The following is a 19873-nucleotide window of genomic DNA, read 5'->3' as shown; positions in this document are numbered from 1 at the left end:
ATGACTTACGATTGGCTAATACAACCGGGAGGCATCCGCCGAAAAATCGATAAACCTCCTCCTCGTCAACTAGTTTCGTGTCGTCCATTACTAGTCCAGGCGCTTCAATTTCCTATAATAATCCCTATCCTCCTTATCAACAGGTTTGCTTTATTCAAAAAGCAATTTAATCATACCCTACCTAGAATCGTTCCGTCAAATACAATCCTATGACAAAATCGTAAATTTTTATTTCATTAACTGAGGTAGGATACATTCCGACACGAAAAGCGGAAAAAATAATAGGGTAAAAAACATTTCTTCGGAAATGTCTTTCACCCTAATAATGTATTCTATCGTGCTAATTTTGTTCCAAATTGCATAGATATTAGTATAAGTCCCTTATGTGTTTAAGTTTATTCTTCTGGTAAACCCATTTCCTCTTTAACAACTTCGGAAATAACATTCACATAAGCTTCACATAATTCTTCTGTTGGAGCCTCCGCCATCACACGTACAAGTGGCTCTGTTCCAGAAGGACGAACTAAAATCCTTCCATTTCCGTTCATATCTTGTTCCACTTTTGCAATTACTTCTTTTACTTTTTCATTATCTGTTACATGAAATTTATCTGTCACTCTAATATTCACTAATTTTTGCGGAAATTTCTTCATTTCTCCTGCCAGTTCCGATAGCTTTTTCTTTGTTACTTTCATAATATTAACTAATTGCAGCCCAGTTAAAAGACCGTCACCTGTTGTGTTGTAGTCCAGGAAGATAATATGTCCTGACTGTTCTCCACCAAGGTTATAGCCATTATTACGCATTTCTTCGACTACATAACGGTCTCCAACAGCAGTTGGAATGCTCGTAATTTCGTGTTGTTCTAGTGCTTTATAGAAGCCTAAATTACTCATGACAGTAGAAACAACTGTATTGTTTTTGAGTCTTCCTGTTTCTTTTAAGTATTTTGCACATATATACATAATTTGATCGCCGTCCACGATATCCCCATTTTCATCAATAGCAATCAAACGATCACCATCACCGTCAAAGGCTAACCCAACATCTGCTTCTTTTTCTAGGACAAATTTAGAAAGTGCCTCAGGGTGTGTAGAACCTACGCCATCATTAATATTTAATCCATTCGGTGATGCGCCCATTGTAGAAATATCCGCATCTAAATCTGCAAACAAATGCATTGCTAAGGAAGAAGTTGCTCCATGTGCACAATCTAATGCAATATGAATGCCTGCAAATTCCTCATCCACTGTTTGTTTTAAGAACTGCAGATACTTTTGACCACCTTCAAAATAGTCATCAACCTGACCAAGATCTGAACCCGTTGGTCTAGGTAACGTATCTTCTGCTTGATCAATCAGTGCTTCAATTTCTAACTCTTGCTCATCCGATAGTTTAAAACCATCAGGACCAAAAAATTTAATCCCATTATCTGCGACCGGGTTATGCGATGCAGAAATCATTACTCCCGCCTGTGCTCCTAATGCCTTTGTTAAATAGGATACACCTGGTGTAGAGATAACACCTAAGCGCATTACTTCTGCACCAATGGAAAGCAATCCTGCTACAAGCGCTCCTTCCAGCATATGTCCGGAAATACGAGTATCTCGTCCGATTAATACCTTTGGTCTGTCGTGGTCTTTTGTTAGGACGAAACCACCATATCTTCCTAGCTTAAACGCTATCTCTGGTGTTAGTTCACTATTTGCCACACCTCGTACTCCGTCCGTACCGAAATATTTACCCATTTCTATATCGCTCCTTCTAACTAGTATAGATCACGTTTTATGTTAAGCCTCTTTATTTGTAATAGACACACTCGCCGTATTTGTAGCTAGTTCCCAATCTATATTGTCAGGTCCATTTACTTTAATAGGGACTTCGTGCTCCCCATCATCCATTCCTGTTAAATCTATATAGAGATTAAAATCAGAGACACTCAATTCCCTTACCCTATTTTGCTCCCCAGAAATCCGAAGACTTGTACTACTACTTTTAGGTTTAGCAATGGTTGCCTCTAAATCGCTATTTAAACCTTTAATAGTAATAGGTACATTGCTTAATGTTCTTGTTTCTGTTTTTTCTGTCGTCACAGCTTCCTCTGAATCCTGATTCGCCTGCTCATCATCCTCTTTCTGTTCTTGTTCTTGCTCTTGCTGGGCGGCTGTTACCTTTACTGTAACTTTTACAAGCTCTGGATCAACAGATGTTACCCCATTGGATATAATGACAGGTAATGTTAATTCTTCATCTTTTTCTATTTTACTTAGGTCAACTTCAACTCTTGTGCTTTCCACATCTTTTAAAACATCTTCTGGACCAGTGATAGTTGCTTCCTTTTTATCCAAAGTTATCGAATCAATGGTTATACCATCCTTTGGCTTACCTTGTTCCACTATTTTTATAGGTACTGTTTTACTCGTTCTTTTTACAGGAATATTCACTTCTACTATTTCTGGTTCCACTTGCACATTTAATTTATTTAAACTACCATCCAATACAGAAACCTTCGCCTGTTGGCTTACAGCCTCATTTGTATTTCCATCAAGATTTACATTTGCCTTTACATAGGCAATTTTTTCAATCTCATCTTTTGCTCCTGTAACCTTAACTGTTTTCGGCTCAATTTTCGGTGTTCCAGCAGCGTATCCTTTCGCAAGAGCGTTACTGCTAAATTCTGCTTCTACATTAAATTCTTGAGTAACCTTTTCTTTTACCGTGACTTTTATCGTTTCGGGATCAATCGTTGCCCTAATTTTATCAGATAAGTCCTTTATTTGAAGGGGAACGGTCTTACTTCCTAAATTAGCATTTGCTAAATTCACATATACCTCAAAATCCTTTTTCAATTTAGCCTGCTGTATATGAACCGTTGGACCTCTTAAAGTAACGGTAACAGTTTTCGGTATCCCTGTAACAACTACATTTTCAGTATCATAATAGGCTGTTACCGGGATATCCTCTAAAATAACAGTTTCTGAATCACCTGGAACATTTACATCTGTTGAACTTTCATTGGGATCATATGCATAGGAAAAAAGTAAAAGAGCAAAAGCTAAGGATAAAACTTTTGTAAACCAATTTTTACCTATTACATTATTAAACAATTTACTCATTTTTCTTCCCCTTCCAGCTCCACTTACTAGACGTGGTTTGTTTGGTAGAAGGTGTTATCAAGGCACTAGATAACATTTCTCTAAATGCATCTAATTTTAATTCTCTGTGCAAATCACCGTTTTTCGTTATCGAGATTGCACCCGTTTCCTCTGAAACAACGACGGTTAAGCTGTCTGTTACTTCACTAATGCCCAGTGCCGCTCTATGTCTAGTTCCCAGCTCTTTTGAAATAAAGGGACTTTCCGATAGAGGAAGGTAACATGCGGCTGCGGCAATATTTGTTTTTTGTATAATAACGGCTCCATCATGCAGTGGAGTATTCGGAATAAAAATATTAATTAATAGCTCTGCAGATATCTTTGAATCAAGCGCAATACCTGTTTCTATGTAATCACTCATTCCTGTTTCTCTTTCAATTGTGATTAACGCACCAATTCTTCGTTTAGCCATATAGTCTACTGCTTTTACAATCGATTCCACTAACTGGGCTTGGAGTTCATGTTCCTGAACAACGGATCGTGAAAAAAACTTCCCTCGCCCCAATTGTTCGAGAGCTCTTCTTAATTCTCCCTGGAAAATAATAATAAGGGCTAAAGCACCCCACTGTATTACCTGCTGCATCATCCAGCTTAATGTTTGTAGTTGGAAATATTCACTTAACATTTTAATAATTAAAATAACAAATATTCCATTCAACAATTGTACCGCTTTTGTCCCGCGGATAATTGTAATAATCTTATAAATGACATACCAAACAAGGATAATGTCTACTGTATTCGCTAAATATTTTAAAAAAGGGAAATCTGCAAACGACATTTTCCTTCCTCCAAAGTATATATTTCAAAAGTGACGCTTTAGAAGATTTTTCCCTAACTCAAATATGTCAGGAGAAATCCTACAATTATCATATTATAACACAATTCCAATTAATACAAAGAAAAGCATAACCAACTATCTTGAAAACAATTAGATTGTCCATATCACTAGTATATGTGTCTCCATTGTATTTAAGCCCTATTTTTACTCGAAAGAAAAATACATATAAAACTAAATAAAAAAACCTGCAATTTAAAATTAAATTGCAGGAAGGCTATTTTTTTGGGTGTTATCCTCATCACTAAATACCCCTGTAATATCCGTTACAGTTTTCTTTATATGGTACCATAACCAATCAAATATTTCGTTTACCTCTTTAATATCACCGGTTACTTGGTTAGCAGAAGCCATATACTTCTTACCATTGATTACTGTTACATTCCCTTCAACTTGTCCCTCTATTTTAATATCTCCATTACGAACGATCACATCACCTTTTACTGTCTCTCCCTCTGGCACAATAGCGGTATTATTTTCTACTATTATATTAGGCTGTTTCGAAACAGAAAACTGATGGTCCTCATTCCATGACGACATTAGACTCGATATCATTAATATAAGGAAAAGGGAAGCAGCAGCAAGCATAGGATGGTGACGAAGCCATCGTTTCACTCTTACTTGCTTCTTTTCTTCCGGCAATTTAGCTAGTATATTTTCTGTAAAGTTCATTGGTGCTTGGATGTGAGACGTACTTTGGACCAGCGCAATAGTTTTTTTCAATTCATGAAAATGAGTTGCACATTCTTCACACTGATCTAAATGCTTTTTTAATTCTTTTAAATTCTCTTCTTCTATTTCTTCATCAAGATATTGATGCATATAGGTAATAATCTTTGTTGAACAAGTCATATTATTTTCACCTTCTTTATCAGACATACCGTAATTGTTTTCTCAACGCTTCTCTTCCCCTGTGAATACGCGTTTTAACTGTTCCTAAAGGAAGCTCCAGAATTTCACTTATCTCATTCAAAGAAAGTTCTTCGATATATTTTAAAACGATGACTGCTCGATACTTTTCAGGAAGTTTCGAAATTTCCCTTTGTATCATTGCTTGTAGCTCCATACTCTCTACATCCTCCTCAGGCAATTTTCCATCCGAGGAAATTTGTGAGTACATATTTAAGCCGTCTGTTCCTGGAACCTCTGCATCAAGATAATAATCTGGTTTCCTCTTTCTTATACGGTCAATGCATAGGTTTGTCGCAATACGATATAGCCATGTTGAAAACTTATATTCCATATTATAGCGATGAACATTCACATATGCACGAATAAAAGCCTCTTGTGCTATATCCTCTGCTTCATGCCTATTCCCCAACATCCGATAACAAATTTGAAACACTTTATCTTTATATAGTTCGATTATGTCACCAAATGCATTTTTATCCCCTTTTAAAACTTGTTGAATCCTTTTTTTTACTAATGCTTCCATCTATTTACCTCCGCTCTAGTGCGGCTAATCGATTTACGAATCGACAGCAGGAAAGGTTTCATTTTTTCTTTAAAAATTTTTTATTATGTATAAAAAAATAATATTCTCACTTATATGTAGTGAAAAATCTCCCTATTATGCACATCTATCTTTTTTAGGATACTCATTCTTATTTTAACAAATAATGCCACATAATGTTTAAAATTTTTAGAATTGGTTATAAAAAAAGTAATAATATGCTAAAATCAAGACAAGCAACATTTGAATTTACTACGGCTATATAGATTAGGAAGAAATTATAAAAACATATAGAGGGTGAAGCAAATGAGTGATAGAAAATTATTAAAAGACATTGAAGAACATCGTGAAATGATGATCTATTTGGCAAACAACACTTCTTTTTCGCACCCAAAAGTTGTTGACATAAGTACAAAATTAGATTTGTTATTAAATAAATATGAAAAAATATGTAGTCAGCTATCTGTAAAATAATAAGGATTGTTTTGTCCTGACTTCCAATCCAATTATCATATGAAAAGCAGTGCACATCCATGCCTGCTTTTTAGCTTTGTTACCTTTTTTAATTTTATAGTAATTTTTCTCCAAATAGGGAACCCATTAATGCTACAGCTAATGAGGCAGTCTTGTTTCTTTCATCTAATATCGGGTTAACTTCTACAAATTCAGCGGAAGTAATAAGTCCTGATTCCGCTAACATTTCCATAGCTAAATGACTCTCCCTATAACTTATTCCCCCAGGAACTGGTGTTCCAACTCCTGGTGCATCATTTGGATCTAATCCATCTAAGTCCAGAGACAAGTGTACCCCATCTGTTTTTTCCTTTAAGTAATCAATCGTACTCTCCATCACCTTCGTCATTCCTAGTCGATCAATTTCATGCATAGTAAAAACCTTGATTCCTAATTCTTTTATAAGCCTGCGCTCACCTTCATCCAAAGATCTAGCCCCTATTATAACTACATGCTCTGGTTTTATTTTAGGAGAGGCTCCTAATATATTGGTCAATAGCTCATGCCCATATCCTAAACTTACAGCCAGTGGCATGCCATGAATATTCCCTGATGGAGAGGTTTCTGCCGTATTTAAATCTCCATGTGCATCATACCAAATGACCCCTAAATTTGTGTAATGCTTAGATACTCCAGCAAGTGTCCCAATTGCTATACTATGGTCTCCGCCTAATATAAGAGGAAATGACTTTGATTGAATGATCTTATCAACCATTTCTGCAAGCATTAGACTTTTTTCTGCTATTAAGTGAAGATTTCTAAGATTGCTTTGAACATCTATTATGGTTTCTGGTCTTCCTACTGATATATCTCCCCAATCTTCAATAGAAGAAAATAGCTTTGATAATCTTTCAAAAACACCTGCATAGCGGATTGCACTTGGCCCCATATCTACCCCTCTGCGCATTTGTCCAAGATCCATCGGCATTCCAATAATAGTCAGCTTTCTCATGAAAATCCTCCCCATCTCTCCAGCTATATTTTGCTTTTATTGTACCTTCTCCCGAAACAATGACTCAACTCAACATCTTTATGTATATATATGCGAATATGCTATAAATCCTCAAGGGGAAATAACAAGAATGCCATGTTTAAAAGCACAAAAAAACCAAACACAATCGTGTTTGGTTTAAAGATGAGCCATGGAGGATTCGAACCTCCGACCCTCTGATTAAAAGTCAGATGCTCTACCGACTGAGCTAATGGCTCGTTGGCTGGGCTAGCTGGATTCGAACCAACGAATGACGGAGTCAAAGTCCGTTGCCTTACCGCTTGGCTATAGCCCAAAAATATAAAAAGGACATATAATTAATATTGTCCAATGATAAATGGTGGAGGGGGACGGATTCGAACCGCCGAACCCGAAGGAGCGGATTTACAGTCCGCCGCGTTTAGCCACTTCGCTACCCCTCCGATATTCAAACTAATGACAATTAAAAAAGTGGTGCCGGCTAGAGGACTTGAACCCCCAACCTACTGATTACAAGTCAGTTGCTCTACCAATTGAGCTAAACCGGCAATAAATTTATAAACTTTTAAAAATTAATGGTGGAGGATGACGGGATCGAACCGCCGACCCTCTGCTTGTAAGGCAGATGCTCTCCCAGCTGAGCTAATCCTCCAAATGGTGACCCATACGGGATTCGAACCCGTGTTACCGCCGTGAAAGGGCGGTGTCTTAACCGCTTGACCAATGGGCCGTATTTATTTTCGTAAGCTTCCAACCGGGCTCGAACCGGTGACCTCTTCCTTACCATGGAAGTGCTCTACCTGCTGAGCTATGGAAGCACTTTGGCTAACATATAATTAAAAATAATGGCTCCGCAGGTAGGACTCGAACCTACGACCGTTCGGTTAACAGCCGAATGCTCTACCACTGAGCTACTGCGGAATAATGGTATGCCTGGCGACGTCCTACTCTCACAGGGGGAGAACCCCCAACTACCATCGGCGCTGAGAAGCTTAACTTCCGTGTTCGGCATGGGAACGGGTGTGACCTTCTCGCTATCGCCACCAGACTTATTTTATCAGACATGTATTATTATACATGTTTTAGATATTTTTTCAAGTGTAATTTCGAAAAATTATTCCCTGAAAACTAGATTATGAAGTAAAGAAAGAATGAGTAATCATATTGTCCAGCTCCAACGCCATAAACAGGCATTTCCGCTTTTCATTTTAGTTAAGTCCTCGATCTATTAGTATCAGTCAGCTCCACATGTCGCCACGCTTCCACCTCTGACCTATCAACCTGATCATCTTTCAGGGATCTTACTAGCTTACGCTATGGGAAATCTCATCTTGAGGGGGGCTTCATGCTTAGATGCTTTCAGCACTTATCCCTTCCGCACATAGCTACCCAGCGATGCCTTTGGCAAGACAACTGGTACACCAGCGGTGCGTCCATCCCGGTCCTCTCGTACTAAGGACAGCTCCTCTCAAATTTCCTACGCCCACGACGGATAGGGACCGAACTGTCTCACGACGTTCTGAACCCAGCTCGCGTACCGCTTTAATGGGCGAACAGCCCAACCCTTGGGACCGACTACAGCCCCAGGATGCGATGAGCCGACATCGAGGTGCCAAACCTCCCCGTCGATGTGGACTCTTGGGGGAGATAAGCCTGTTATCCCCGGGGTAGCTTTTATCCGTTGAGCGATGGCCCTTCCATGCGGAACCACCGGATCACTAAGCCCGACTTTCGTCCCTGCTCGACTTGTAGGTCTCGCAGTCAAGCTCCCTTGTGCCTTTACACTCTACGAATGATTTCCAACCATTCTGAGGGAACCTTTGGGCGCCTCCGTTACTTTTTAGGAGGCGACCGCCCCAGTCAAACTGCCCACCTGACACTGTCTCCCACCCCGATCAGGGGTGCGGGTTAGAATGTCAATACAGCCAGGGTAGTATCCCACCAATGCCTCCACCGAAGCTAGCGCTCCGGCTTCCAAGGCTCCTACCTATCCTGTACAAGCTGTACCAAAATTCAATATCAGGCTGCAGTAAAGCTCCACGGGGTCTTTCCGTCCTGTCGCGGGTAACCTGCATCTTCACAGGTACTATAATTTCACCGAGTCTCTCGTTGAGACAGTGCCCAGATCGTTACACCTTTCGTGCGGGTCGGAACTTACCCGACAAGGAATTTCGCTACCTTAGGACCGTTATAGTTACGGCCGCCGTTTACTGGGGCTTCAATTCAGAGCTTCGCACTAACGTGCTAACCCCTCCTCTTAACCTTCCAGCACCGGGCAGGTGTCAGCCCCTATACTTCGCCTTGCGGCTTCGCAGAGACCTGTGTTTTTGCTAAACAGTCGCCTGGGCCTATTCACTGCGGCTCTCGCAGGCTTGCACCCGCAAGAGCACCCCTTCTCCCGAAGTTACGGGGTCATTTTGCCGAGTTCCTTAACGAGAGTTCTCTCGCTCACCTTAGGATTCTCTCCTCGCCTACCTGTGTCGGTTTGCGGTACGGGCACCCTAAATCTCGCTAGAGGCTTTTCTTGGCAGTGTGGAATCAGGAACTTCGGTACTATATTTCCCTCGCCGTCACAGCTCCGCTTATGTGGTAATGGGATTTGCCTCATTACCAGCCTAACTGCTTGGACGTGCTAATCCAACAGCACGCTTACCCTATCCTCCTGCGTCCCCCCATTGCTCAAACGATTTAAAGGTGGTACAGGAATATCAACCTGTTGTCCATCGCCTACGCTTTTCAGCCTCGGCTTAGGTCCCGACTAACCCTGAGCGGACGAGCCTTCCTCAGGAAACCTTAGGCATTCGGTGGATGAGATTCTCACTCATCTTTCGCTACTCATACCGGCATTCTCACTTCTAAGCGCTCCACCAGTCCTTACGGTCTAGCTTCAACGCCCTTAGAACGCTCTCCTACCACTGACATCAAAGATGTCAATCCACAGCTTCGGTGATACGTTTAGCCCCGGTACATTTTCGGCGCAGAGTCACTCGACCAGTGAGCTATTACGCACTCTTTAAATGGTGGCTGCTTCTAAGCCAACATCCTGGTTGTCTAAGCAACTCCACATCCTTTTCCACTTAACGTATACTTTGGGACCTTAGCTGGTGGTCTGGGCTGTTTCCCTCTTGACCACGGATCTTATCACTCGTAGTCTGACTCCCAAGAATAAGTATTTGGCATTCGGAGTTTGTCTGAATTCGGTAACCCGATGGGGGCCCCTAGTCCAAACAGTGCTCTACCTCCAATACTCTAAATCTTGAGGCTAGCCCTAAAGCTATTTCGGAGAGAACCAGCTATCTCCAAGTTCGATTGGAATTTCTCCGCTACCCACACCTCATCCCCGCACTTTTCAACGTGCGTGGGTTCGGGCCTCCATCCAGTGTTACCTGGACTTCACCCTGGACATGGGTAGATCACCTGGTTTCGGGTCTACAACCACATACTATTTCGCCCTATTCAGACTCGCTTTCGCTGCGGCTCCGTCTCTTCAACTTAACCTCGCATGTAATCGTAACTCGCCGGTTCATTCTACAAAAGGCACGCTATCACCCATAAAAGGGCTCTAACTACTTGTAGGCACACGGTTTCAGGATCTATTTCACTCCCCTTCCGGGGTGCTTTTCACCTTTCCCTCACGGTACTGGTTCACTATCGGTCACTAGGGAGTATTTAGCCTTGGGAGATGGTCCTCCCTGCTTCCGACGGGATTTCTCGTGTCCCGCCGTACTCAGGATACACTCAAGAGGGAACGAAGTTTCGACTACAGGGTTTTTACCTTCTACGACTGACCTTTCCAGATCGATTCGTCTACCCCGTTCCTTTGTAACTCCATATAGAGTGTCCTACAACCCCAAGAGGCAAGCCTCTTGGTTTGGGCTAATCCCGTTTCGCTCGCCGCTACTCAGGGAATCGCGTTTGCTTTCTCTTCCTCCGGGTACTTAGATGTTTCAGTTCCCCGGGTCTGCCTTCAGTACCCTATGTATTCAGGTAAAGATTCTATCCCATTACGGATAGAGGGTTTCCCCATTCGGAAATCTCTGGATCAAAGCTTACTTACAGCTCCCCAAAGCATATCGGTGTTAATCCCGTCCTTCATCGGCTCCTAGTGCCAAGGCATCCACCGTGCGCCCTTTCTAACTTAACTTAGTTTCGACCAAAGATAAGCGGCGTATCTCTTCGTCAGCTTCTTCACTCTGCTCCTCACGTACTGTCGTACGCTCTGGTGCTCGTTCGGTCGCTTCCTTGACCTACTTGCTTCTCTTTGCTCTCCAATCTTTGAAGGAGTATTCGTTTAATACGACTACTTTCCAAAGAAGTAATTCTCTAAAATAGAGAATCTAAGATGGCGATTACTCGGTTTCTTTCTTGGTTCTTACATAATCTAGTTTTCAAGGAACAATTTCGGCTAAAGATAAACTTCGCATCTCTTCGTCAGCTTCTCCGCTCTGCTCCTCACGTACTGTCGTACGCTCCGGTGCTCGCGCATTCGCTTCCTTGATCTACTTGTTTCTCTTTACCCTCAAACTTATTACTGTTTTGAGGAATTGCTCCCTCAAAACTGAACAACAAATCGTCAACAATCTTTGATGGAATATAAATTCCATTTTCCTTAGAAAGGAGGTGATCCAGCCGCACCTTCCGATACGGCTACCTTGTTACGACTTCACCCCAATCATCTATCCCACCTTAGGCGGCTGGCTCCAAAAGGTTACCCCACCGACTTCGGGTGTTACAAACTCTCGTGGTGTGACGGGCGGTGTGTACAAGGCCCGGGAACGTATTCACCGCGGCATGCTGATCCGCGATTACTAGCGATTCCAGCTTCATGTAGGCGAGTTGCAGCCTACAATCCGAACTGAGAATGGTTTTATGGGATTTGCTCGACCTCGCGGTTTTGCTGCCCTTTGTACCATCCATTGTAGCACGTGTGTAGCCCAGGTCATAAGGGGCATGATGATTTGACGTCATCCCCACCTTCCTCCGGTTTGTCACCGGCAGTCACCTTAGAGTGCCCAACTGAATGCTGGCAACTAAGATCAAGGGTTGCGCTCGTTGCGGGACTTAACCCAACATCTCACGACACGAGCTGACGACAACCATGCACCACCTGTCACTCTGTCCCCCGAAGGGGAACGTCCTATCTCTAGGAGTGTCAGAGGATGTCAAGACCTGGTAAGGTTCTTCGCGTTGCTTCGAATTAAACCACATGCTCCACCGCTTGTGCGGGCCCCCGTCAATTCCTTTGAGTTTCAGCCTTGCGGCCGTACTCCCCAGGCGGAGTGCTTAATGCGTTTGCTGCAGCACTAAAGGGCGGAAACCCTCTAACACTTAGCACTCATCGTTTACGGCGTGGACTACCAGGGTATCTAATCCTGTTTGCTCCCCACGCTTTCGCGCCTCAGCGTCAGTTACAGACCAAAGAGTCGCCTTCGCCACTGGTGTTCCTCCACATCTCTACGCATTTCACCGCTACACGTGGAATTCCACTCTTCTCTTCTGCACTCAAGTCCCCCAGTTTCCAATGACCCTCCACGGTTGAGCCGTGGGCTTTCACATCAGACTTAAAGGACCGCCTGCGCGCGCTTTACGCCCAATAATTCCGGACAACGCTTGCCACCTACGTATTACCGCGGCTGCTGGCACGTAGTTAGCCGTGGCTTTCTGGTTAGGTACCGTCAAGGTACAAGCAGTTACTCTTGTACTTGTTCTTCCCTAACAACAGAGTTTTACGATCCGAAAACCTTCATCACTCACGCGGCGTTGCTCCGTCAGACTTTCGTCCATTGCGGAAGATTCCCTACTGCTGCCTCCCGTAGGAGTCTGGGCCGTGTCTCAGTCCCAGTGTGGCCGATCACCCTCTCAGGTCGGCTACGCATCGTCGCCTTGGTGAGCCGTTACCTCACCAACTAGCTAATGCGCCGCGGGCCCATCTGTAAGTGACAGCGTAAACCGTCTTTCAGCTTTTCCTCATGAGAGGAAAAGGATTATCCGGTATTAGCTCCGGTTTCCCGAAGTTATCCCAGTCTTACAGGCAGGTTGCCCACGTGTTACTCACCCGTCCGCCGCTAACTTTAAAAGCAAGCTTTTAAAGTCCGCTCGACTTGCATGTATTAGGCACGCCGCCAGCGTTCGTCCTGAGCCAGGATCAAACTCTCCAATAAAGAGTTGATTAGCTCATTGCTAAACTCTAGCTTTTTGTTACTTTTTGTTCTATAACGCTAGTTATAAAACGATTATTGTTGACGTTTGTTTGTTCAGTTTTCAAAGAGCAATTGGTTGGCCGCTCAATAAGCGACTTTATTAATTTAACACATCCAAACTTAAGAGTCAACTACTTTTTTTATTTTCTTATTCGTTGATTTCTTTTGTCGAAGTGACGTTTATTAATATACCAAGATAACTATTATTCGTCAACAGTTTTTTCACATTTTATATTTTTTCATCTAATAGCTTACTTTCTGGCAGGATATATGCTAGACATTCCTTAGGGGAAGCCACTCTTTTAAGCAATACAAATAAATTCTTATACCTTTTAATCATCGCTTTCTTCACAGCAAGATCAATTCTTTTATCTCCTAAATCCAATAATATTTCATCCAATTCCCTTTTAATTAGATATTCAATCTCTTTTATTTCCTTTTTATTTAATAATAATCCAATCATCACTAATCCTCCTGCTGCATCCATATTTTGGTCTCTGTATTATGTACTAATTTTTCTTTTTTTATAAAAGTTTTTGTCATGATTTTTTTCTTTTCTACATAAGTATGAGACGAGCAGTAAAGTGGACGAGGTGACAAACAGATGAATTTTTTCTATGTTCTTAACAGTAAATCCTTAAAACAAATGGCATTGATAGTTGTAGTATCCTTCTTCACAGCCTGGTTTTTGTATGTGGAAAACATTGTTCAAATCCCTGTATTTTCTTCTAAGGATGGACCAAAGGCTGTTTATAAAGGGGAGAAAGGAGTTGCGCTCACCTTTAATATTGGATGGGGCGACAAAAGAGCAGAACCAATTCTTGATATTTTGAAAGAAAAGAAAGTGAACGCAACATTTTTTCTTGCTGGTTCTTGGGCAGAAAGGCATCCTGAATTAGTCAGTAGAATGGTAAAGGAAGGTCACGAAATTGGAATACTAGGTTATGACTATGTTGACTATTCTGAAGTAAAAGAAGAAAAAATTCGCCAAGATATATCTAAAGCAAAAACGGCATTTCAAAAATTAAAAGTAGAAAATATTTTATTAGCTAGAGCCCCAACCGGTCATTTCAGCCAATCTACTTTGACTATTGCAGACCAATATGATTACACATTAGTACACTGGAGTATTGACTCTAAGGATTGGACCAATCCCGGATCACAACAAATCATCAAAAAAGCTACTTCAGCTAAAAAGGGGGACATCGTTTTATTACATGCTTCTGATTCTGCTAAACAAACTGCAAAAGCCCTACCAGAAATTATAGGGAAATTACAAAAAAAGAACTTAAAGTTTGTTACTGTTTCAGAAATGATTTCCAACGCTGATTCCAAATCGAAGGAAGTACATTAAAGCAAAAAAGCTGTGTCCTAATTAGAGGTAATCGATTGAATAAAGATCGAAAAAACTCTTTTAGGGCCAGTTTTTTCTTTCTTATTCCATTATCTTTTGCTTACCATCAGGAATAAAAATTCAAAAAGAATCCATTCTACTTAATAGATATCTTTAATGAAAGAGGTAATTATCATGCTAAAAAAAGGGATTACCCTCCTGCTAGTCATTTCTTTATTAAGTGGATGCTCAGAAAGTGAAAATTCTCAACAAATGGACTATGATCAAACGAAGAAAATGGTTGTGGATATATTAAAAACAGACGAAGGGAAAAAAGCTATTCGTGAAGTAATGAACGATGAAGAAATAAAGCAAAACCTGGTTATGAATGAAAAGGCAGTAACAAATACAATAGAAAAAACACTCGTTTCTGACAAGGCAGCTGAATTCTGGCAAAAAAAATTCAAGGATCCTGAATTTGCTGAAACAATGGCAAAAAGCATGAAATCCGAAAATGAAAAATTGATCAAAGACCTGATGAAGGACCCGGGATATCGGAAGATGATGGTCGAGTTGCTGCAAGATCCTTCACTAGAATCAGAAATGAAGAACATTTTAAAAAGTACAGAATATAGAGAGCATGTGGAACAAATCCTCCAAGAAACAATGGAAACACCTGAATTCAAATCTAAATTTAAAGAATTACTAGATAAAGCTGCGAAAGAAGCCTCTTCCTCTTTATTATCAGAAGAAAATAAAATATAAAAAGAGGTGCCTTCAAAGGAAGGTACCTCTTTTTACTATCAGAAGTTAGTTTTCTACTCTATCCGCTGCCATCTCTAAGACTTCTACTATTTGTTCAGCAATCTCCTTATATCTTTCACCAATAGGATGTGTTTCTTTATAGACGGATGGAGCAAAATCTTCTTCATTCCAATCTGGCTGCCCCAATGGCAGTTCTCCGAGTAAGGGTACCTCTAAATCCTTTGCTAATTTCGTTCCTCCACCCTTGCCAAACACATATTCCTTTTCCCCTGTTAAACGACTTTCAAAATAAGACATATTTTCTATGACACCTAATATCTCATGTTCTGTTCTTAATGCCATCGCCCCAGCACGCGCTGCAACAAACGCAGCAGTTGGATGAGGTGTTGTTACAATAATTTCTTTACTTGTTGGCAGCATAGAGTGGACATCTAAAGCCACATCACCTGTTCCTGGTGGTAAATCTAATAGGAGATAATCAAGTTCTCCCCATTCTACTTCATCCATAAAGCTTGTCAGCATTTTACCAAGCATTGGACCTCTCCAGATAATAGGGGTATTATCTTCAACAAAGAATCCCATCGAAATAACTTTAACCCCAAAACGCTCAACCGGAATAATACGCTCCTTTATTACTTCTGGTCTATTCGTGATTCCCATCATATCTGGGACACTAAAACCATATATATCAGCATCTAATAACCCAACTTTTTTTCCCATCCTTGCTAAAGAGACAGCTAAGTTCACGGAAACCGTTGATTTTCCTACTCCACCTTTCCCACTAGCAATGGCAATATAAATTGGCTTCTTATCTTCAGATTCTGTTTCCTTTATTATTTCCTCTACAAGCGCACTAGATAATTCGGTAAAGCGTAACCCAACACTCTCTACCCCTCTTTCTTTAAGCGCGCTGACAATTTGATTTTGCAACTCGATTTGATAGGCTGAGCCTAACTTTGCTACAGCCACCTTTAAACTGGCATGCCCTTTTTCTTCATTCCATTTGACATCTTTCACTGCGCTCAGTTCAAGCAATGATTTATGTAAAAAAGGATCGATCATATTCTCCACTATCTTCTCGATTTCTTCTTTTGTTATCATGACGCAATCCCCTTTCCTATTTTTACTATCAGTATAGCACAAAAATAGTTATCGTTTACATTCTGAAGATTCAAACGTTATTACTAGCATTTATTTCCCGGGAATAGATAAAATCGATAAAAATAAGAATAGAGACATCATAAGTCTCTATTCTTGAATTTCAAGTTCCTCTTCATTTGTAAAAAAGCGATTAACCCCTTTATAAATAGATGCTGCAATTTTCTCCTGATAATCTTCCTTCATAAGATTTGCCTTTTCTTGTGGATTCGATAAGAAACCTACCTCCACTAGCACTCCTGGTCTCTCGGCATATTTAAGTATGTATACACTCTCCAGCGTTTTTGCCTTCCGGGTAGTATTCTCTAAGTTATCAATTAATTCGTCTTGAATAAACTTAGCAGCTCTATCATTTCCTTCTTGCTTAGAAGAATAGAAGGTTTGTGCTCCACTCCATTTCGATGAAGGGATAGCATTTAAATGAATACTCAAGAATAAATCCGCATCCGATTTATTGATAATGCTTATTCTTTCTTTTAAATCCTCAACTTTTCGATTGCGATAGCCTTTCGTACTTTCACTAGCCAAATCCTTATCTATTTCTCTTGTCATGATGACTAACGCTCCTTGCTCTTGCAGATAATCTCGAAGCTTTAAGGAAACGCTTAAGGCGATATCCTTTTCCAATACCTCCTTATCCCCTGCACCACCATCAGGCCCGCCGTGTCCAGGATCAATAATGATTACTTTTCCGGTTAATGGCAAATTCCAGGCATCCCATGAATCATCATTTGAGAAATCAAATTGCAAAATAAAGAAAAGGAGTGCTAGTCCTAGGATATATATGCTTATTTTCCACTTTTTATTCACAGTTAACCTCATTCCCCCCTGTGCCCGTCCTTATTCATACTATATGGAGGAATATGAGGTTTTAGAACAGCAAGTCCTCCTTTCAGGCCATAACAAAAAGATGGCATCTTCATGCCATCTTTCAATGTAAGCGAAGCTTTCTTCTCTTATTCGCTTTCGTATAACCTTCCAGCCACCATTCATCAACAAATTGTTCGCATAAATAGTATAGGGATTCATTTTTATTGCTTTCCTCACTGCCCCAATAAAGAAGAAAATGGTAAAGTGTTTCTTTTAAATGAACATCTTCTTCCTTGCATCTATTTTTTATAGCTTGAACTTCTTCGCCATATTCACTAAATTTACTGTAATTCGCTCCTAAAAGAAAGGCCTCTATTGCTACATCATAACAAGCCTCTTCGATTCCATTGTTCATTAAGATACTAGAAGTTAGGTTAGAAGAGCCAAAATAGTGAGCTACCTTTTCTTTTAATTCTTTAAGGGATATTTCCCTAAGAACCGCTCTTTCATATTTTATTTGTTTCTCGCGTTTTCTTATATCAAAGCTTGTAATGACTGCCAATTGATTTCACCTCTTGCTGTTATTTTTCAACCAACAAGATGAGACCATACTAGTCTAACAAACCTTTTAGCATCCAATTAAAAGAATAGTTGCTATTTCAGTGCTTTCTTACCATTTTCACCTTCGTTGCTCTCTACATAATCTTCTACATGTATGTCACTCATTCGCTTATTATACCAATGATAAAATTCACTAGCATCTGACGCTGGAACATCGGTTAAATCCGTTTGCTCAATCGGCTGTGATCGATTAATGAATTCAATAGTGGCAAGACCCAAATTCCTCTGTAACCGGGATCTCTTCACATTAACTTCCATAACCTTTGCTCTTTTTGTCAAAATTAATGTTGATTGCAGGCTCCCCTTCTTCACTTGAATAAATTCTTCATGTTGGATGTACCTGCTATTAAAGTAATCCCATACTCTCAACAAATAAATCAAAATAAACAATAATATCGCCATATACCATATCTCTGGCTTCCAATAGACAAGACCAATTGCTACGATTATCCCAAAATAACTAGGTCTAAGCAGTCTGGCATATAGAGCTTTCTTAGGCAGCTTCTTCATTTGCTTTTTCAACCGATACGCCGGCAGAATCTTTTCTATAATTTCATATGCTTGGTCCACTGGCATATATGGGAACAAGGAGTTTACCTCCAAATCTTCATCCCCGATATCCCCGGCACTCACTAATTTCACCTCAGCTATTTTCAAAAGTCTTTGCATTGGAAGTTGGATCACTTTCACTGCCTGCACTTTCTCCTTTTGAATGGAAAAGGACGTTTCTGAGACTAATCCTTTTTTTATATAAATCTTATCCTTATCAGAGGTTATTTGAAAACGGCCATATTTCCAGAAAGTCACACCAAGACCAAATAGCACCCCTATAATCAGAAGAGCAATGCATACGCCGACTATCATCCAGATATGATCCAATAGATAAGTAAGAACCTTACTTGTCTCCACTTCCATTTGAAAGATTGAATCTATATTGGAGAAAAAAGATATTAATAATGGAATTAACGCTAAAAAGCTCAAAGAAGAAAAAGAAGCCCTCACTAAGTCTCTTCTTGTTACCTGAAAATGAACCGTTCTTTCGCTTCCAGCAACTGTTTTAGCTTCTTCTCCGTCGCCTGCTGAGACATTTTCCGGTTGATGGATATAAGACTCTAACCAATCTGCCTCTTTCTTGCGAATAACTGTTAACGGTATAGAACTCGAATCTCCGGTCTCTCCTGTTTCCAATGTTAAGGAAGTTAGGTGAAGTCCTTTATGAAAAACAGAGGTGTGTCGGTGAATATTTTGAATTTTATAAAAGGGGATTACTCGATGCGACTTTGTAAAAACCCCAGACCTTATATGTAGCGCTTCCTCTTCTACTGAATAAGTATGTGTAAACCAATCCAGTACGATGCTAAGAAGCTGCACAATAGCATAAAGAAGAAAGAGAACTTGAAATATCTTCATATACATTTTTTCGGATCCAAAATGTGACACAAATAAAATAATAAATAAGAAAAAATTACTTTTTACAAATCCAGCTATATCAAAGACTATTTTAATCGGATGCTGCCGCTTCCTGATACCTTCCATTACTCCACTTCCTTAATCTTTGCAAAATGAGCAATTTGATCACGTAAACGATAAGCCTCTTCCTTTGGAATGGCAGGAATCTCATGCGAGGTCCCCATCGTCCCGACCGTTATAGAATATAATTGATATTTCCTTTGCAGTGGTCCTTGTGTTAATTCAACCGACTGTACTTTTGTCATCGGGATTAATTGATGATTCTCAACCATTACTCCCCATTTCAGTTGAATAAACTCTTCACTGACGTCATAACGCCAATAGCGCTGTTTTAATGGCGGTGCAATAAAAATTCCCCATAATGCCGCCAAGATTGTTAATACGCCAAGACCTACAATGATTGGACCTATCCACGCCTTCCATGAAAAATAAAAATAGAGGAAGTAGCAAACACCCAATACCACAAGAATCGTACTATTAGATATCGTCTCCGATATCCGCCATACTTTCACAGCCTCTTTAGATACCTTTTTTGTTGGTTCAGGGATAGAAAAATACATGTAAACACGCTCCTTAAATATTCTACTTAT

The 19873-nt window shown here is 40.4% G+C and carries 15 protein-coding genes, 8 tRNA genes and 3 rRNA genes; 3 read left to right on the top strand and 23 right to left on the bottom strand.

Annotation, left to right across the window (positions count from 1 at the left end; genetic code table 11):
* Nucleotides 1-395: 395 nt before the first annotated feature.
* The 5 genes from glmM to sigW form a co-directional block, all read right to left on the bottom strand.
* Entirely contained in the window at nucleotides 396-1748 is a 1353-nt protein-coding gene (glmM, locus tag NX902_RS01085) for a phosphoglucosamine mutase (RefSeq protein ID WP_171509190.1), read from the bottom strand.
* Nucleotides 1749-1790: 42 nt separating this feature from the next.
* Nucleotides 1791-3116, bottom strand: a complete 1326-nt coding sequence (locus NX902_RS01080) for a CdaR family protein (RefSeq protein ID WP_171509189.1) — start codon at nucleotides 3114-3116, stop codon at nucleotides 1791-1793.
* Nucleotides 3109-3933 (bottom strand): diadenylate cyclase CdaA, encoded by an 825-nt coding sequence (gene cdaA, locus NX902_RS01075; RefSeq protein WP_095331402.1) that lies wholly within the window; start codon nucleotides 3931-3933, stop codon nucleotides 3109-3111. Before cdaA ends, NX902_RS01080 begins: the two co-directional genes overlap by 8 nt.
* Before the next feature lie 258 nt (nucleotides 3934-4191).
* On the bottom strand, nucleotides 4192-4869 hold the full coding sequence (locus NX902_RS01070; RefSeq protein ID WP_445668884.1) for a zf-HC2 domain-containing protein: 678 nt from the start codon (nucleotides 4867-4869) through the stop codon (nucleotides 4192-4194).
* Nucleotides 4862-5425, bottom strand: coding sequence for an RNA polymerase sigma factor SigW (sigW, locus tag NX902_RS01065; RefSeq protein WP_047943945.1), 564 nt, complete (start codon nucleotides 5423-5425; stop codon nucleotides 4862-4864). The genes NX902_RS01070 and sigW overlap by 8 nt, the downstream gene beginning before the upstream one ends.
* Nucleotides 5426-5749: 324 nt before the next feature.
* On the opposite strand from sigW, the gene NX902_RS01060 reads away from it, so the two are divergent.
* The gene (locus NX902_RS01060; protein WP_095331404.1) at nucleotides 5750-5917 is read left to right on the top strand and encodes an aspartyl-phosphate phosphatase Spo0E family protein; all 168 of its coding nucleotides are present in this window, start codon (nucleotides 5750-5752) and stop codon (nucleotides 5915-5917) included.
* A 94-nt stretch (nucleotides 5918-6011) separates the two neighbouring features.
* On the opposite strand, the gene rocF is transcribed toward NX902_RS01060, so the two are convergent.
* The 13 genes from rocF to NX902_RS00995 all read right to left on the bottom strand — a co-directional run bounded on the left by rocF (nucleotide 6012) and on the right by NX902_RS00995 (nucleotide 13589).
* Nucleotides 6012-6908 carry an arginase gene (rocF, locus tag NX902_RS01055; protein ID WP_163185870.1) on the bottom strand — a complete coding sequence of 299 codons (897 nt, stop codon included), beginning with the start codon at nucleotides 6906-6908 and terminating at the stop codon, nucleotides 6012-6014.
* 184 nt (nucleotides 6909-7092) lie between these two features.
* Nucleotides 7093-7165 (bottom strand) — tRNA-Lys (locus NX902_RS01050).
* A 2-nt stretch (nucleotides 7166-7167) separates the two neighbouring features.
* Nucleotides 7168-7242 (bottom strand) — tRNA-Gln (locus NX902_RS01045).
* Nucleotides 7243-7285: 43 nt separating this feature from the next.
* Nucleotides 7286-7369 (bottom strand) — tRNA-Tyr (locus NX902_RS01040).
* A 29-nt stretch (nucleotides 7370-7398) separates the two neighbouring features.
* Nucleotides 7399-7474, bottom strand: a tRNA-Thr gene (locus NX902_RS01035).
* Nucleotides 7475-7502: 28 nt separating this feature from the next.
* Nucleotides 7503-7578 (bottom strand) — tRNA-Val (locus NX902_RS01030).
* 3 nt (nucleotides 7579-7581) lie between these two features.
* Nucleotides 7582-7656, bottom strand: a tRNA-Glu gene (locus NX902_RS01025).
* Between the two features lie 15 nt (nucleotides 7657-7671).
* A tRNA-Thr gene (locus NX902_RS01020) sits at nucleotides 7672-7744 on the bottom strand.
* 28 nt (nucleotides 7745-7772) lie between these two features.
* Nucleotides 7773-7847: transfer RNA gene (locus tag NX902_RS01015), tRNA-Asn, on the bottom strand.
* Nucleotides 7848-7857: 10 nt separating this feature from the next.
* Nucleotides 7858-7974: ribosomal RNA gene (gene rrf, locus NX902_RS01010) — 5S ribosomal RNA — on the bottom strand.
* A gap of 160 nt (nucleotides 7975-8134) precedes the next feature.
* Nucleotides 8135-11070: ribosomal RNA gene (locus NX902_RS01005) — 23S ribosomal RNA — on the bottom strand.
* Nucleotides 11071-11539: 469 nt separating this feature from the next.
* Nucleotides 11540-13087 (bottom strand): 16S ribosomal RNA (locus NX902_RS01000).
* Together the 16S, 23S and 5S rRNA genes with 8 tRNA genes alongside form the textbook arrangement of a ribosomal RNA operon.
* Nucleotides 13088-13355: 268 nt before the next feature.
* On the bottom strand, nucleotides 13356-13589 hold the full coding sequence (locus NX902_RS00995) for a hypothetical protein (protein ID WP_095333685.1): 234 nt from the start codon (nucleotides 13587-13589) through the stop codon (nucleotides 13356-13358).
* A 141-nt stretch (nucleotides 13590-13730) separates the two neighbouring features.
* Between NX902_RS00995 and pdaB the strand changes: the two genes are divergently transcribed.
* Together pdaB and gerD are read left to right on the top strand one after the other, a co-directional pair.
* Nucleotides 13731-14480 (top strand): polysaccharide deacetylase family sporulation protein PdaB, encoded by a 750-nt coding sequence (gene pdaB / locus NX902_RS00990; RefSeq protein WP_095333683.1) that lies wholly within the window; start codon nucleotides 13731-13733, stop codon nucleotides 14478-14480.
* Nucleotides 14481-14636: 156 nt separating this feature from the next.
* Entirely contained in the window at nucleotides 14637-15224 is a 588-nt protein-coding gene (gerD, locus tag NX902_RS00985; protein ID WP_341160493.1) for a spore germination lipoprotein GerD, read from the top strand.
* A gap of 45 nt (nucleotides 15225-15269) precedes the next feature.
* Here the strand turns inward: gerD and NX902_RS00980 are convergent, their stop codons facing one another.
* The 5 genes from NX902_RS00980 to NX902_RS00960 form a co-directional block, all read right to left on the bottom strand.
* Nucleotides 15270-16325 (bottom strand): Mrp/NBP35 family ATP-binding protein, encoded by a 1056-nt coding sequence (locus NX902_RS00980; protein WP_095333681.1) that lies wholly within the window; start codon nucleotides 16323-16325, stop codon nucleotides 15270-15272.
* Between the two features lie 147 nt (nucleotides 16326-16472).
* Nucleotides 16473-17192 (bottom strand): N-acetylmuramoyl-L-alanine amidase CwlD, encoded by a 720-nt coding sequence (gene cwlD / locus NX902_RS00975; protein WP_095333686.1) that lies wholly within the window; start codon nucleotides 17190-17192, stop codon nucleotides 16473-16475.
* A 121-nt stretch (nucleotides 17193-17313) separates the two neighbouring features.
* Nucleotides 17314-17754 (bottom strand): DUF2521 family protein, encoded by a 441-nt coding sequence (locus tag NX902_RS00970; RefSeq protein ID WP_095333679.1) that lies wholly within the window; start codon nucleotides 17752-17754, stop codon nucleotides 17314-17316.
* 92 nt (nucleotides 17755-17846) lie between these two features.
* Nucleotides 17847-19349, bottom strand: coding sequence for a PH domain-containing protein (locus NX902_RS00965; protein ID WP_095333677.1), 1503 nt, complete (start codon nucleotides 19347-19349; stop codon nucleotides 17847-17849).
* Nucleotides 19349-19843: a PH domain-containing protein gene (locus NX902_RS00960; protein ID WP_095333675.1), complete on the bottom strand. Its 495-nt coding sequence runs from the start codon at nucleotides 19841-19843 to the stop codon at nucleotides 19349-19351. Before NX902_RS00960 ends, NX902_RS00965 begins: the two co-directional genes overlap by 1 nt.
* Between the last annotated feature and the right edge of the window lie 30 nt (nucleotides 19844-19873).

This window comes from Niallia sp. FSL W8-0954 (assembly GCF_038005605.1).
In the GTDB taxonomy this organism is placed as follows: domain Bacteria; phylum Bacillota; class Bacilli; order Bacillales; family Cytobacillaceae; genus Niallia; species Niallia circulans_A.
Note: the sequence above shows the minus strand (reverse complement) of the source record. Positions and strands in the feature narration are given on the sequence as shown.

Excerpts from the sequence above, each read along its gene's own strand:
- glmM (WP_171509190.1), bottom strand. The coding sequence starts at position 1,748 with ATGGGTAAATATTTCGGTACGGACGGAGTACGAGGTGTGGCAAATAGT.
- NX902_RS01080 (WP_171509189.1), bottom strand. The coding sequence starts at position 3,116 with ATGAGTAAATTGTTTAATAATGTAATAGGTAAAAATTGGTTTACAAAA.
- cdaA (WP_095331402.1), bottom strand. The coding sequence starts at position 3,933 with ATGTCGTTTGCAGATTTCCCTTTTTTAAAATATTTAGCGAATACAGTA.
- NX902_RS01070 (WP_445668884.1), bottom strand. The coding sequence starts at position 4,869 with ATGTCTGATAAAGAAGGTGAAAATAATATGACTTGTTCAACAAAGATT.
- sigW (WP_047943945.1), bottom strand. The coding sequence starts at position 5,425 with ATGGAAGCATTAGTAAAAAAAAGGATTCAACAAGTTTTAAAAGGGGAT.
- NX902_RS01060 (WP_095331404.1), top strand. The coding sequence starts at position 5,750 with ATGAGTGATAGAAAATTATTAAAAGACATTGAAGAACATCGTGAAATG.
- rocF (WP_163185870.1), bottom strand. The coding sequence starts at position 6,908 with ATGAGAAAGCTGACTATTATTGGAATGCCGATGGATCTTGGACAAATG.
- NX902_RS00995 (WP_095333685.1), bottom strand. The coding sequence starts at position 13,589 with ATGATTGGATTATTATTAAATAAAAAGGAAATAAAAGAGATTGAATAT.
- pdaB (WP_095333683.1), top strand. The coding sequence starts at position 13,731 with ATGAATTTTTTCTATGTTCTTAACAGTAAATCCTTAAAACAAATGGCA.
- gerD (WP_341160493.1), top strand. The coding sequence starts at position 14,637 with ATGAAAGAGGTAATTATCATGCTAAAAAAAGGGATTACCCTCCTGCTA.
- NX902_RS00980 (WP_095333681.1), bottom strand. The coding sequence starts at position 16,325 with ATGATAACAAAAGAAGAAATCGAGAAGATAGTGGAGAATATGATCGAT.
- NX902_RS00965 (WP_095333677.1), bottom strand. The coding sequence starts at position 19,349 with ATGGAAGGTATCAGGAAGCGGCAGCATCCGATTAAAATAGTCTTTGAT.
- NX902_RS00960 (WP_095333675.1), bottom strand. The coding sequence starts at position 19,843 with ATGTATTTTTCTATCCCTGAACCAACAAAAAAGGTATCTAAAGAGGCT.